Here is a 14,009-nt window from a genome sequence, read left to right as displayed (position 1 = left end):
ACTATGAAAAAGCAGGAAATATCGCAACGGAGGAAGGTTGACTCCCTTCAGCTCAGTCGCGTGGAATTCGTCTCAAAATCCGAGATCGATTCCAACCGTAAGCTGATGGCACCAGAGCTGGATTTAACACAAATCAGAGGGCGCTATTTCAAGCAACGCGTGTTGGTCGCTGCAATCGCTTCGACTTGCACACTAATGATGTCAAGATTGGCTTGCGCGGAAACGGAGACTGATAATCTTGGACAACGCATGCTGGTGGCTAAAGCGGATAACACCGCGCCACAACGTGTAGCGCAAACGGCAAATTTCAACAATAGTTTTCTGGTTGGCCAAGCGCGTTCCGTTGACTTAGGAATGTTTTCCCGAGGCAATCCTGTTATTGCAGGTCTCTACCGTGCTGACCTTTATGTAAACGGCCAATGGAAAGGCCGGCGTGATATGGAATTTCGTAATACTAAAGATGACAAGGAAGCTGTCACTTGCATGACGCTCGCCATGCTGGATGAACTCGGCATTGATACATCGGCGCTAACAGACTCAGCGGCTGACATGCAGGCCTGCAAAACCATAGACCAATGGCTGCCGGATGCCTATGCACGTTTCGATGTAGCCACTCAGCGCTTGGACGTAAGCATCCCACAAGCCGCTATGCGACGCTCAGCACGTGGCTATGTGAGCCCATCACTCTGGGATCATGGTGTCAATGCGGGATTCATCGGCTATGCCTTCAACTGGTATGGTGGCCGCAATGCAAATGCAATAAATAGCAGACGGCGTAGTGATTCAGCCTATCTTGGAATCAACAGCGGCTTGAATCTAGGCGATTGGCAATTTCGCCATAATTCCAGTTACAGCTGGCATTCCAATGAAGGATCGCTGTGGCAGAACATTTCCACTTACGCACAACGCGCATTTCCGAACACAAGTAGCATGCTGACAGTAGGCGACGCCTACACCAGCGGCGAATTATTTGATTCTATCGGTTTCCGTGGTATCAGCTTGGCAACCGATGACCGCATGTTGCCAGACTCGTTACGTGGCTATGCGCCTATCGTCCGTGGTATCGCGCAAAGTAATGCGCGTGTGGAGATACACCAGAACGGCCAGTTGATCTACAGCACCACGGTTGCGCCCGGGGCGTTCGTCATCGACGATCTATATCCCACCGGCTATGGAGGTGACTTACAGGTCACGGTCTATGAGACCGACGGCCGCCAACAGCAGTTCAGTGTCCCCTATGGGTCTGTACCGCAAATGCTCCGAGCGGGGTCGCAGCGGTACAGCCTAACAGCCGGCAAGATTCGCAATAACAATCTCAGTCATACCCCTTACTTGTTAGAGGGGACGTATCAACGCGGCATTAGCAACGCACTCACCGCTTATGCAGGCAGCACGATCAGTCAGCGGTACATCGCAGCGATAGCAGGGGCAGGTCTCTCTACCCCAGTTGGTGCATTTTCCTTGGACGGTACCGTAGCACGCACAAAGCTACGTAACGACACATTTAGCGGTACGAGTCTACGCTTAAGCTACAGCAAGTTACTGAGCCCAACCAATACCAATATCACACTCGCTGCATATCGGTATTCGACATCAGGCTTTTATGGCTTGCAAGAGGCGATCATGGCGATGGACTACGAAAGGCGCGGCCTCAGCACAGCGTCAATTTATAGACAGCGCAGTCAGCTTCAACTCACTGTGAGCCAACAACTAGGACAGTATGGTTCACTGTACCTGACAGGATCAGCGCGGCAATACTGGAACCAACGCGGCAACACGATCCAGTACCAGGGAGGCTACAACGTATCCTATAAGGGCGTGAGTTACGGCCTCTCAGCGTTACGCTCACAGATCCCAAGCATGCCCAGCGATACACAGATGCTATTCACAGTATCGGTTCCGCTAGGGAAAGCTTATCCGGTGATAGTCACTAGCCAAATCGGTTCACGCGATGGACGCTACGACAACAGCCGCGTAAGCCTAGTGGGAGCTAGCGGCAAAGACAGTGCATTAACGTATGGGATAGCCGCATCCGATGCGCGAAACAGCGCCACCATGATCGACGGCAATGTGCAATACCGTAGCCGCTATGCTGCGCTTTCAGGCAGCTATAGCCATAACCGCAACTATAATCAGATGAGTCTTGGAGCCAGTGGTAGCATTGTCCTCCACAGCGGAGTTGCGACACTGGCTCCGCAACGCGGTGACACAATGGTTATTATCGAAGCACCGGCAGCCAAGGGCGCCCGCGTATCCAATATATCCGGCGTGCGCATTGATAGCCGTGGCTATGCCGTCGTACCTTATGTCTCACCGTATCGAATGAACACGATCACCCTTGATCCCGAAGGGACAGATCCTGATGTGGAACTGGAAACATCCAGCCAGCTTATCGCTCCCTATGCAGGTGCAATCTCCAAAGTGACTTTTGGAACACGGAAGGGCCGCGCATTGATCGTTAATGCACGCACGCCGACTGGTAAAGCTTTGCCATTCGGTGCACAGGTTATTGATGCCGAAGGACAATCCGTTGGCCTGGTGGCGCAGGGTAGCCTCATCTATATACGCGCAAAAGATCCCCAAGGCCGCCTGACCATTAAATGGGGGGATCAGGCGGCACAACAATGCCATTTGGAATATCAACTTCCTGCCAACGAAGCTTCGACTCGCCCAAGCAGTTTCACAACTTTGGAAGCCATATGTCGATAAACAACGGGGTCAGCGCTACTCACACCACGAGATACCAAAAACGGATTTGGAAAGTGGCGGCAGTATGTATGGGGATGCTGCTAGTATCCAACGCCCAGGCAGCGTGCTATATGAATGCCGACGCACCCTCAGACAACATCCAAATTAATCTAGGCCGTATTCTGATCAATACCTTCGCTGGCTATCGGTGATCGAATCACTCTGTGGAACTATAATATTCCTGCCGGCCCAGTGTTCGCCATCTGCAATTTTTGGGGTAGCACCTATACTCGTTTTGCTCGTTCAATGACAGCGGTCAGCGGCATGGACCATGTCTATCAAACTGATGTCCCGGGGGGTGGAATTCGGATACACACCCTTAGAGACCAGCAAGTGTTGTACATCCCTTCTCAATTGGATTACAACAACGTCATTACCTACGTATACCAGCCAGCAGAGATTTTTGAAGTCGAGCTGATCAAGACCGCCACAACAACAGGGTCCGGTACTATTTTTAGCAGTGGATTATTCACTACTAACTATACAGATGGGACTGGCCCCGGGCGCGCAAGGTTCACAAGCACGATCAGTGGTTTCGTAATCACTTCAACCTGCGAAGTCGATAACGGATCAAGGAACATTGCCGTCAATTTCGGCACGGTGCCCAGTAACACCTTCAACGGACTCGGCTCCAAGGGGCCTGAACACGATTTTGCCATCAATTTAATATGTCAGTGGCCGAAGCCGATCAGGGACTGATATCCGTGCGTATTGATGCCACCCAGGATAAATCCATGCTACCTGGAGTACTTGGCATCACTCCAGCCACCGATGCAGCGAGCAACGTGGGCATTGAGCTAGTAGATGTGCTAAACGGAAATGAACATAAAATCGTGTTTGGACAAGCTATCGCACTTGGCCGTACTCCTGTCAACGCCAGCAGTACGTTGCAATTACCAATGCGGGGCCGCTATATCCAAACACAAACAGGAAAAGTCGGGCCAGGTACGGCTAACGGAACAGCAACATTCACGGTTGAATACCAGTGAGAAAACATGTTTACAATATTTTTCAACAATTTTGAACCGGTTTGAGATTTGTTACACCTCAATCAAATTATTAATTTGAATTAAAAATAATTTATTTAGGCATTAAATCGGCATAGAGATTTTATATATTGAGATTAACGCAATATCCCACCTTCCTAACGCTGGGTGAAGATACCCCCGCCATATTCAAAATTTATGAATTATCTATCAATTGAGGCGATTCCGAGATTCATAGATAAAGGACGTTGAATTCAGTCAATTTCAATACTCCCTCTACATCAAAAACAATCTCCTATCTGAGTCCAAAAATATGGCAGGCGCGTGCAGCGTGCACTGCTCATTGCTATATAAGCGCTTAACTGGAAGAATAAGGTATTCATCTAATTAATAGATGGATAAACGTAAATGATCAGATGGATCTGTATTACGTACCAATGATGCTCAAAACCACTTCATCGTCATCCAGATGGCATAACCAACCGACAAAACAATGGCATACAGACATCAGCATCCTCCACAAGAGGATGAGATCGCTTTAAGCCTAGAAATTTCACAACTTTGGAAACCATATGTCGATAGTCAACACGATTAGTGTCGCGCACATCTCTACATACCAGCAACGGACTTTAAAAATAATAGCAGCGTGCCTAACGATGCTAATCGCACCTCACGTTCAGGCAACTTGCACCATCAAGGAAGGCATAGTCGCGCAAAACATCGACTTTGGTGCAGGCCGCATTCTGATCCAACCCTCACTGGCTATCGGTGATCGTATTGCTCTGTTAACCCATAATATTAATCGCGTCGACAGATATGGAACATGTGTCAATAACGGGATCATGTACGGCGCTTTCACTCGTTCAATGACCCCCGTCAGCGGCATGAAGAATGTTTATGCGACCGATGTTGCAGGCGTAGGAATCAGACTCTACCGGGAAGCGGGCAAAGTATCCAATTTCTACCCTCACACATTGAATTCTAATAATCCCCCCGGTAGAGTCACTAATCTCAGCCTCAACGAAGGATATTTCCAAGTTGAACTGATCAAGACCGCCACCACCACCGGCTCAGGGCCAATTGCAAGCGCTGGGCCATTCACTACTTACTATGCGGATGGCAGTGGCATCAGTCGCCCGATACTAACATCCTCACTCAGTGGGATCGGTATTACCATTGTTACCTCAACATGTCAGGTCGATGCTGGATCAAAGAACATCGCTGTCAATTTCGGCTCGGTATCCAGTAACACCTTTAAAGGACTCGGCTCCAAAGGGCCCGAGCGTGACTTTACTATCAATTTGATATGCCATGGAGGCAATGTGACCGAAGCCGATCAGGCACAAATATCTGTGCGTATTGATGGCACACAGGATAGCTCCGGGCAATCTGGGGTACTTGCCATCACTTCAGCCAGCGACGCAGCCAGCAATATAGGCATTGAATTAGTAGACCTCCTAACTGGAAGTGAACGTCAGGTGGTGTTTGGGCAAGCTATCACACTAGGCCGGACCGCTATCAACGCTAGCAGTACATTGAGCCTGCCAATGCGGGCCAGATATATCCAAACGCAAACAGGAAAAGTAGGCCCAGGTGCAGCAAAAGGAACGGCAACCTTCACGATTGAATACCAGTAACAAAGCGCATTCAAAGCGTTTTCAAAATTTACAAGATGATCAAAAAACGAATGTCAAAATACACATTAAGCTGTAAAGAAAATCGCCAAGCAAACCAATTCATAAAAACAGCATGAATACTAAAATGCTTAACAGCAAGGTTACATACTCATTGAGGTTCTGCTGAACAAATGAGTAGTGTCGGAATCAAGGGTGTTGTGATTGGGCCATCCAGAAGCAGTCATTACTGGTGAGTTTCCTCATTGTCACGCTTAGTCTTATGCTTTCATCGTGAGAAATCGATTTACGCTATACCGCTGAGTGTGTCTGCCTTAGAGCGATTGCCACGACTGTGTAGCCAAGGCACATTCAAGTAGCGCCATCGGTGCTTCAGAAACCGAATATAAATAGTCATCAATTGCAGACAATGGCTGCTGGCCGCGGGCATTGCACAAAAACGCAGCAACAAATCTCCCCAGATCAGCATGCCGCAGTGGCTGCACGATTTGCGGCACACCCAGTTGTTCCAAACCGACACGTAATAATGCCTGCTGGGTACCAGCCAATGCCGGACCTTCCGGCCAAGTCACACACTTCCCGTCCCAAAAACCAATATTCCAAAAGGTGCCCTCCAGCAAGCGCCCATCATCATGGACAAATAGTGCATCGTCAAACCCAGCTGCCAGTGCATCACGTCGCAATGCGAACTGTGGGAAGGTACCAACATGTTTGAGATCGGGTAGCGAGCGCACGAACGGGACGCTACACACTCGTACAGCAACCGTTGGTAACACCGACGGGGACGAAATCACCAGCAATGTATCGACTGAAACCGGACGCAACGGGGCTCGGAAATCAAACTCCGTCGCATATACAGTGATCCTCAACGAGGCATCCGTTTGACAAAACGCCGCCAAACCATTGTATAGCTGAGCACGCAATGCAGCTATATCCAGCCTGCTACCAAACAAGTGCTGAGTAGCTCGCTCAAGTCGGCACAAATGCAGTTTCAGACCACGAACAGCAGCACCGCGTACTTGCAGTGTCGTGAAGTGACCATAATTCACCGCTGCCAGCGCAGCGAGTTGCGTAACATTAGCTTGCACTCCATTACATAAAATTAATTTCATCGTAACAGCCCCCTTACATCATTGCATCTGCGCTGCCTCGGTTTACTCAGCAACACAGTCGTTTGCTACGACTAAATTCGTACTCATGGCCAAGGATTCAAGCGGTATATGTGCTGGGCTATCTCCGTGATGGAACCACATTGCACCGGGTACAGACTCTAAGGGTAGTACATGTGTGATAGCCATTTTGCATATGTTGCTGGGCAGATCAAAGAGCAATTCTCGATCCAGGTGATCAACAATGCCACTTTGGGAAGACACAGCCATATAATTCCCACCTGCAAGGAACAACAGCACGGTAGCCATAATAGACACAGATAGATAATCGGCCAGTTCCGACAGTAATACGTACAAACTGATCACTTGGTGCTTGATAACATCTGTAGTGAACGTACTGTGAGAACAATCAGTCACTTATAATCCAGCATCGCTGGTGTACTGATGTCGGACATCTCAACTGCGAATGCCTCATGCAGCATTGCAGGAATTGCAGGATAAGAAAAAAATTAATGCTGAACATTCGCAGCTACGAGAGCTGATCGCATTGTAATAAATTCGTGTTCATCGAAAATATTACCCCTAGAGGTATCAGCGCCAGTATGGTGACCAGCCAGATTAGGCTTAAGAAGCATAGCCACCTCTCTCTATCACTGGATCAGGAACACGTGAATTGCAACCCCTGCATCCAATCAAATACGAGAATGGTATAAAAGGAACCTGAATCAGCACCGGCTTCATCAACGAAACGGTAGCCTTCCACGACCACCCATGGCACCCATCATTCCCCGCATCAATCCTTTCATACCACCACCAGAAAGTTTTGACATCATTTTCTCCATCTGTTGGTACTGCTTCATCAATTTATTCACATCGGAAGGCTGTAGACCGGACCCCTTAGCAATGCGGACACGGCGCGAGCCGTTAAGTAGAGTCGGATTACGACGCTCCTTCTGAGTCATAGAGTTAATGATCGCAATCATGCGTGGCACTTCCTTGCCAGTGACTTGCTGCTTGAGATGATCAGGAATCTGCCCCATCCCCGGAAGCTTATCCATCAAACTATTAATCCCTCCCATATTCTGCATCTGTTCTAGCTGTTCCTTCATATCATTCAGATTGAACTTCTTCCCCTTCGCCACCTTCGCAGCAAGCTTGGCAGTTTTCTCCTGATCAACTGCCTGTTCGACCTGCTCGACAAGTGACAACACATCCCCCATGTCAAGGATGCGCTTAGCAGCACGGTCTGGATGGAAAACATCCAGGTCATCGACCTTCTCACCAGTACCAACAAATTTGATCGGACGCCCAGTGATGTAACGCACACTCAGAGCACCACCTCCACGTGCATCACCGTCGGTTTTGGTTAGTATTAAACCTGTCAGTGGCAAGGCTTCACTAAATGCCTTGGCAGTGTTAGCAGCGTCCTGGCCAGTCATACTGTCAACTACAAACAAGGTCTCCACAGGAACAAGCGTGTCATGCAGCGCCTTGATCTCATCCATCATCCCTTGATCAATCGCTAAGCGGCCAGCAGTATCAACCAAGAGCACATCAACAAAAGACTTCTTGGCATCAGCAATTGCAGCACGCACTATATCAACTGGATTCTGCTCCACACTTGATGGGAAGCACAACACATTCACCTGTTCAGAAAGGATCCTAAGTTGCTCGATTGCAGCCGGACGATAGACATCAGCACTGACTACCATGACTTTCTTCTTACGCTTTTCCTTCAAATACTTAGCCAGCTTACCAACCATGCTGGTTTTTCCTGCGCCCTGTAATCCGGCAAGTAATATGACCGCAGGTGCTGGAACATTGAGATTCAATTCGCTGGCAGAGTCACCCATTACAGCTGCCAGCTCATCCCGTACAACTTTAATCAATGCTTGGCCTGGAGTTAATGATTTAAGCACTTCCTGGCCAAGGGCCCGTATTTTGATACGCTCAATCAAGGCTTGTACGACCGATAAAGCGACATCAGCTTCAAGCAAAGCAATGCGAACCTCACGAGTCGCTTCACGGATATTCTCTTCCGTCAAGCGACCGCGTCCACGCAGACGCTCAATGGTTCCAGAAAGACGTTGAGTGAGAGACTCGAACATAAGATATAAACGTAAAGGAAAACAGAGTGAGGATTATAACGACTCCTCTGTCAGTCCTGCCCAAAGGTTTACATTATGTGAGGTGATAATTGTTGTTATTGGTTATTATTGTTTTTTTTACATATTTTTTAGCGGTATGGATGCTGTTTTGTGAGTTGTTATTTAATGATATTTCGCGCAGAGGTGAGTGGCGTATTCCGGGGCTGGTGGGTCTATTAGCTCACGGGGGTTATCATTTTTTGGTGGTATTAGGCAATGCTGGTGCTGTGGACATGCATTTTTTCTCTGTTCTTTCTATGACGTTTTTTGTGATGTCTGGCTTGACAATTTTATTTAGTACGCATGTGGGGACGGTGGGTGTGGTGGTGTTCCCTGTGGCGGGGTTATTGCTTGCTGTTTATCACGGTTACGGTCACTCACCCAGCCCGGAACTGGGTTGGCGTGTAGAGCTGCATGCTTGTCTAGCGTTACTAGGCTATGCGACGTTAGGCATAGCAGCACTATTGGCGATGATGTTGTGGTTTCGGGAACGTGCGTTGCGGCGACGCAATGTTCACCACTGGCATGGTGCTCTGCCGCCGCTGACTGAGTTAGAGAAGCTGCTTTTCCGCACGATCACGTTTGGTTTCATCCTGTTGACCTTCACTGTATTCACTGGTTTTTTGTTTGTGAGAGACTTTCTGGAACAGAAGTTGTTGCATAAGAGTGTGCTAAGTGTTCTGTCCTGGGTGATATTTGGAGGGTTGTTAATTGGACGCTGGCAGTATGGCTGGCGAGGCATCAAGGCGGTGCACTGGACATTAACAGCGATGATGTTTTTAGTACTGGCGTTTTTTGGGAGCAAACTGATGATTGAGCTCATGCTACGTCACCAAAGCAGTTCATTATCACCCGTCAGGCACGCGTCATACGGAGAGCAAGGATTGAGATAAGCACGGTGTACTTGAGAAGCTAGCACCTCTGTCATCGGGCTCGGTAGTGGATAAGGATGATCACCTACGACACCCAACAATGATCATCGCTACCTGGTGGAAGCAGGCATGGATGCACCTATGGAACGCAGATGCTTCAACCTTGGCAGTGGCCGCACCAGACAGTAGTTCGCTGTCTGATAGTGGTTTGACGCAGGAGGCTTCCACACTGCTTACAAGGCTGTTGCTGACGACCGTAGACAAACAATTCCTGCTTGAAGTAGCCGGGGCGTCCATCGGGACTGAGGAAATCCCGCAAGGTAGTTCCTCCACGGTTGATGGCATATAGGAGGATATCCTTGACCACTTCAGCCAAGCGCCGATAGCGTTGGAGGGATATTTTGTCAGCCTCGCATAGAGGGCTGATACCGGCACGGAACAAACTTTCAGCAGCATAGATATTACCGACACCGACCACAATGCGTTGGTCCATGAGAAACGTTTTCACGGACACATTGCGAGCACGGCTGCACTGATAAAGATAATCACCATTAAAACTATCTGAGAGTGGTTCGCAGCCGAGGCGCTGTAGGAGAGGGTGGATTTGTCCATCTTCTTGCCAGAGCAAGCATCCGAAGCGGCGAGGGTCATTGAACCGTAGCACACGACGGTTATTCAACATAATGTCCACATGATCGTGTGGGCGTAGAGGCGTTTCTGGCGCCAGTAAGCGCAGAGTACCGGACATGCCAAGGTGGATGATGAGACTTCCCCCTGCATTAGTATCGATCAGCAAGTATTTGGCCCGACGACACACAGTAGTGATGCGATGGCCTGGGAGACGACTTTCGATATGGGAAGGGATATCCCAGCGCAAGGTACGCCTACGCAGGGTAAGAGAATAGATCAGTTGATTGGTCAAATAGGGCAACAGTCCACGCAATGTGGTTTCGACTTCTGGGAGTTCAGGCATGAGAAAGAGAGCTGAAGATCAGCCAAGTGTGCCTCAAGTGTTGATATAAACAGCACAAAGAAACAAACCCTCATCCAACTAAGGATGAGGGTTTGAGGGGAAAAGACCCTGGCAACGACCTACTCTCGCATGGGAGACCCACACTACCATCGGCGCAGCTGCGTTTCACTTCCGAGTTCGGGATGGGATCGGGTGGTTCCACAGCGCTAATATCACCAGGGAGACGGTTGGAGAGTGCAATCAACCAATTGGAAGATTCACCTTCTCGCATATGAAATGATGACGTAGCGAAGCATTCATGCTTATCAAAATAAAACACTGAAATACCAGAAAAGCAACTTAAGGTTATATGGTCAAGCCACACGGATCATTAGTATCAGTTAGCTCAATGCATTGCTGCACTTACACACCTGACCTATCCACCACGTAGTCTACATGGTTCCTTTAGGGGATTTACATCCCGGGAGATCTCATCTTGAGGCGCGCTTCCCGCTTAGATGCTTTCAGCGGTTATCGCTTCCGAACATAGCTACCCGGCAATGCCACTGGCGTGACAACCGGAACACCAGAGGTTCGTCCACTCCGGTCCTCTCGTACTAGGAGCAGCCCCTCTCAAATCTCCAACGCCCATGGCAGATAGGGACCGAACTGTCTCACGACGTTCTGAACCCAGCTCGCGTACCACTTTAAATGGCGAACAGCCATACCCTTGGGACCGACTACAGCCCCAGGATGTGATGAGCCGACATCGAGGTGCCAAACACCGCCGTCGATATGAACTCTTGGGCGGTATCAGCCTGTTATCCCCGGAGTACCTTTTATCCGTTGAGCGATGGCCCTTCCATACAGAACCACCGGATCACTAAGACCTACTTTCGTACCTGCTTGATCCGTCGATCTCGCAGTCAAGCACGCTTATGCCTTTGCACACAGTGCGCGATGTCCGACCGCGCTGAGCGTACCTTCGTGCTCCTCCGTTACTCTTTGGGAGGAGACCGCCCCAGTCAAACTACCCACCATACACTGTCCCTGATCCGGATAACGGAACTAGGTTAGAACGTCAAGCACGACAGGGTGGTATTTCAAGGATGGCTCCAACACAACTAGCGTCGTGGTTTCATAGCCTCCCACCTATCCTACACAGACGAACTCAACGTTCAGTGTAAAGCTATAGTAAAGGTTCACGGGGTCTTTCCGTCTTGCCACGGGAACGCTGCATCTTCACAGCGATTTCAATTTCACTGAGTCTCGGGTGGAGACAGCGCCGCTGTCGTTACGCCATTCGTGCAGGTCGGAACTTACCCGACAAGGAATTTCGCTACCTTAGGACCGTTATAGTTACGGCCGCCGTTTACTGGGGCTTCGATCAAGAGCTTCGCCTTTTACAGCTAACCCCATCAATTAACCTTCCAGCACCGGGCAGGCGTCACACCCTATACGTCCACTTTCGTGTTTGCAGAGTGCTGTGTTTTTGATAAACAGTCGCAGCGGCCTGGTTTCTGCGACCCTCTTCAGCTATAACGCGCACGCGCCACCAAAAAGGGTGCACCTTCTCCCGAAGTTACGGTGCCATGTTGCCTAGTTCCTTCACCCGAGTTCTCTCAAGCGCCTGAGAATTCTCATCCTACCTACCTGTGTCGGTTTACGGTACGGTCTTCGTGAGCTGAAGCTTAGAAGCTTTTCCTGGAAGCGTGGCATCAGTGACTTCATCTAAAAAAGACTCGTCTCGGTGCTCGGCTTTAAAAGGACCCCCGGATTTTCCTAAGGACCCAGCCTACCTCCTTTCCCCGGGACAACCAACGCCCGGTACACCTAGCCTTCTCCGTCCCTCCATCGCACTCACGCGAGGTGCAGGAATATTAACCTGCTTCCCATCGACTACGGCTTTCGCCCTCGCCTTAGGGGCCGACTAACCCTGCGCCGATTAACGTTGCGCAAGGAAACCTTAGGCTTTCGGCGTATGGGTTTTTCACCCATATTATCGTTACTCATGTCAGCATTCGCACTTCCGATACCTCCAGCAAGCTTCTCAACTCACCTTCACAGGCTTACGGAACGCTCCTCTACCGCGCATATAAAAATATGCACCCCAAGCTTCGGTTCATAGCTTAGCCCCGTTAAATCTTCCGCGCAGACCGACTCGACCAGTGAGCTATTACGCTTTCTTTAAAGGATGGCTGCTTCTAAGCCAACCTCCTGGCTGTCTATGCCTTTCCACATCGTTTTCCACTTAGCTATGAATTTGGGACCTTAGCTGTGGGTCTGGGTTGTTTCCCTTTTCACGACGGACGTTAGCACCCGCCGTGTGTCTCCCATACAGTCCTTCTCGGTATTCGGAGTTTGCAATGGTTTGGCAAGTCGCGATGACCCCCTAGCCATAACAGTGCTCTACCCCGAGAGGATACATATGAGGCGCTACCTAAATAGCTTTCGAGGAGAACCAGCTATCTCCGGGTTCGATTAGCTTTTCACTCCTAATCACGCCTCATCCCCTACCTTTGCAACGGGAGTGGGTTCGGGCCTCCAGTACCTGTTACGGCACCTTCACCCTGGACATGACTAGATCACCCGGTTTCGGGTCTACTGCCCGCGACTATGCGCCCTTATCAGACTCGGTTTCCCTTCGCCCCCCTATACGGTTAAGCTCGCCACGAACAGTAAGTCGCTGACCCATTATACAAAAGGTACGCAGTCACCCATAAGGGCTCCTACTGCTTGTACGCACATGGTTTCAGGTTCTATTTCACTCCCCTCTCCGGGGTTCTTTTCGCCTTTCCCTCACGGTACTAGTTCACTATCGGTCGGTCAGGAGTATTTAGCCTTGGAGGATGGACCCCCCATATTCAGACAAGGTTTCACGTGCCCCGTCCTACTCATCTTCACTAGTACGGCCCTTTCGGATACAGGGCTATCACCTTCTATGGCCAACCTTCCCAGATTGCTTTCCTAAAACCATACTAGCTTAAGGGCTAATCCCCGTTCGCTCGTCACTACTCAGGGAATCTCTGTTGATTTCTTTTCCTCTGGTTACTTAGATATTTCAGTTCACCAGGTTCGCCTCCTTGAGCTATGAATTTACTCAAAGATACTGCCTAAACAGTGGGTTCCCCCATTCGGATATTGCCGGATCAAAGCTTGTTGCCAGCTCCCCGACACTTTTCGCAGGCTACCACGTCCTTCATCGCCTCTGACCGCCAAGGCATCCACCATGTGCGCTTATTCGCTTGACCATATAACCCCAAGTCGCCTCAAAATCTACAAGACAATGGATAAACATTGTCACTTAAGGCTTCAAATGAGAAATTTTTAATAAAAATTTCAAACGCTTGCTACATCATCAAATTATAAAAGAACGCTTCACAGCTCCAAGGCTGATAAGCATAAAAATGCGCAAACTACATTCAGAATAATTGATATAACATTGGTGGGTCTGGGAGGACTCGAACCACCGACCTCACCCTTATCAGGGGTGCGCTCTAACCACCTGAGCTACAGACCCATAAATACTTTCATGGTGGAGCCTGTCGGGATCGAACCGAC

At 49.5% G+C, this 14,009-nt stretch carries 9 protein-coding genes, 2 tRNA genes and 2 rRNA genes (1 of these 13 running past the window's edge); 6 read left to right on the top strand and 7 right to left on the bottom strand.

Features of this window, described 5'->3' with window-relative positions:
- Positions 1-3: 3 nt before the first annotated feature.
- The 5 genes from F7G16_RS00300 to F7G16_RS00290 all read left to right on the top strand — a co-directional run bounded on the left by F7G16_RS00300 (position 4) and on the right by F7G16_RS00290 (position 5,371).
- Positions 4-2,709: a fimbria/pilus outer membrane usher protein gene (locus F7G16_RS00300; protein WP_004087687.1), complete on the top strand. Its 2,706-nt coding sequence runs from the start codon at positions 4-6 to the stop codon at positions 2,707-2,709.
- Between the two features lie 68 nt (positions 2,710-2,777).
- Positions 2,778-2,900: a hypothetical protein gene (locus F7G16_RS12460; RefSeq protein WP_256626242.1), complete on the top strand. Its 123-nt coding sequence runs from the start codon at positions 2,778-2,780 to the stop codon at positions 2,898-2,900.
- Positions 2,901-2,940: 40 nt separating this feature from the next.
- Complete coding sequence (locus tag F7G16_RS12455) at positions 2,941-3,447, top strand: fimbrial protein (protein ID WP_260473177.1); 507 nt, start codon at positions 2,941-2,943, stop codon at positions 3,445-3,447.
- Positions 3,417-3,737, top strand: a complete 321-nt coding sequence (locus tag F7G16_RS12450; RefSeq protein WP_256626240.1) for a fimbrial protein — start codon at positions 3,417-3,419, stop codon at positions 3,735-3,737. The genes F7G16_RS12455 and F7G16_RS12450 overlap by 31 nt, the downstream gene beginning before the upstream one ends.
- Before the next feature lie 653 nt (positions 3,738-4,390).
- The gene (locus tag F7G16_RS00290; RefSeq protein ID WP_004087689.1) at positions 4,391-5,371 is read left to right on the top strand and encodes a fimbrial protein; all 981 of its coding nucleotides are present in this window, start codon (positions 4,391-4,393) and stop codon (positions 5,369-5,371) included.
- A gap of 311 nt (positions 5,372-5,682) precedes the next feature.
- On the opposite strand, the gene F7G16_RS00285 is transcribed toward F7G16_RS00290, so the two are convergent.
- Positions 5,683-6,480, bottom strand: coding sequence for an aminotransferase class IV family protein (locus F7G16_RS00285; protein WP_004087691.1), 798 nt, complete (start codon positions 6,478-6,480; stop codon positions 5,683-5,685).
- Between the two features lie 737 nt (positions 6,481-7,217).
- Complete coding sequence (gene ffh, locus F7G16_RS00275) at positions 7,218-8,585, bottom strand: signal recognition particle protein (protein WP_004087694.1); 1,368 nt, start codon at positions 8,583-8,585, stop codon at positions 7,218-7,220.
- Positions 8,586-8,677: 92 nt separating this feature from the next.
- On the opposite strand from ffh, the gene F7G16_RS00270 reads away from it, so the two are divergent.
- On the top strand, positions 8,678-9,517 hold the full coding sequence (locus tag F7G16_RS00270) for a cytochrome C assembly family protein (protein ID WP_042466545.1): 840 nt from the start codon (positions 8,678-8,680) through the stop codon (positions 9,515-9,517).
- Between the two features lie 136 nt (positions 9,518-9,653).
- Here the strand turns inward: F7G16_RS00270 and mutM are convergent, their stop codons facing one another.
- The 5 genes from mutM to F7G16_RS00245 all read right to left on the bottom strand — a co-directional run.
- Positions 9,654-10,469: a bifunctional DNA-formamidopyrimidine glycosylase/DNA-(apurinic or apyrimidinic site) lyase gene (gene mutM, locus F7G16_RS00265; protein ID WP_004085054.1), complete on the bottom strand. Its 816-nt coding sequence runs from the start codon at positions 10,467-10,469 to the stop codon at positions 9,654-9,656.
- A gap of 106 nt (positions 10,470-10,575) precedes the next feature.
- A 5S ribosomal RNA gene (rrf, locus tag F7G16_RS00260) occupies positions 10,576-10,689 on the bottom strand.
- Positions 10,690-10,818: 129 nt separating this feature from the next.
- Positions 10,819-13,699, bottom strand: a 23S ribosomal RNA gene (locus tag F7G16_RS00255).
- A gap of 192 nt (positions 13,700-13,891) precedes the next feature.
- A tRNA-Ile gene (locus F7G16_RS00250) sits at positions 13,892-13,968 on the bottom strand.
- A 13-nt stretch (positions 13,969-13,981) separates the two neighbouring features.
- Positions 13,982-14,009 (bottom strand) — tRNA-Ala (locus F7G16_RS00245) (it continues 48 nt past the right edge of the window).

The sequence above is a fragment of the Xylella fastidiosa genome (assembly GCF_011801475.1).
Taxonomy (GTDB): domain Bacteria; phylum Pseudomonadota; class Gammaproteobacteria; order Xanthomonadales; family Xanthomonadaceae; genus Xylella; species Xylella fastidiosa.
The sequence above is the reverse complement of the archived record's forward strand: the minus strand, read 5'-3'. Positions and strand labels throughout refer to the sequence as shown.

What these genes read in the sequence shown, in the direction of transcription:
- mutM (WP_004085054.1), bottom strand. Translation starts at nt 10,469, where the DNA reads ATGCCTGAACTCCCAGAAGTCGAAACCACATTGCGTGGACTGTTGCCC.
- F7G16_RS00300 (WP_004087687.1), top strand. Translation starts at nt 4, where the DNA reads ATGAAAAAGCAGGAAATATCGCAACGGAGGAAGGTTGACTCCCTTCAG.
- F7G16_RS00285 (WP_004087691.1), bottom strand. Translation starts at nt 6,480, where the DNA reads ATGAAATTAATTTTATGTAATGGAGTGCAAGCTAATGTTACGCAACTC.
- F7G16_RS12460 (WP_256626242.1), top strand. Translation starts at nt 2,778, where the DNA reads ATGGGGATGCTGCTAGTATCCAACGCCCAGGCAGCGTGCTATATGAAT.
- F7G16_RS12450 (WP_256626240.1), top strand. Translation starts at nt 3,417, where the DNA reads ATGTCAGTGGCCGAAGCCGATCAGGGACTGATATCCGTGCGTATTGAT.
- F7G16_RS00290 (WP_004087689.1), top strand. Translation starts at nt 4,391, where the DNA reads ATGCTAATCGCACCTCACGTTCAGGCAACTTGCACCATCAAGGAAGGC.
- ffh (WP_004087694.1), bottom strand. Translation starts at nt 8,585, where the DNA reads ATGTTCGAGTCTCTCACTCAACGTCTTTCTGGAACCATTGAGCGTCTG.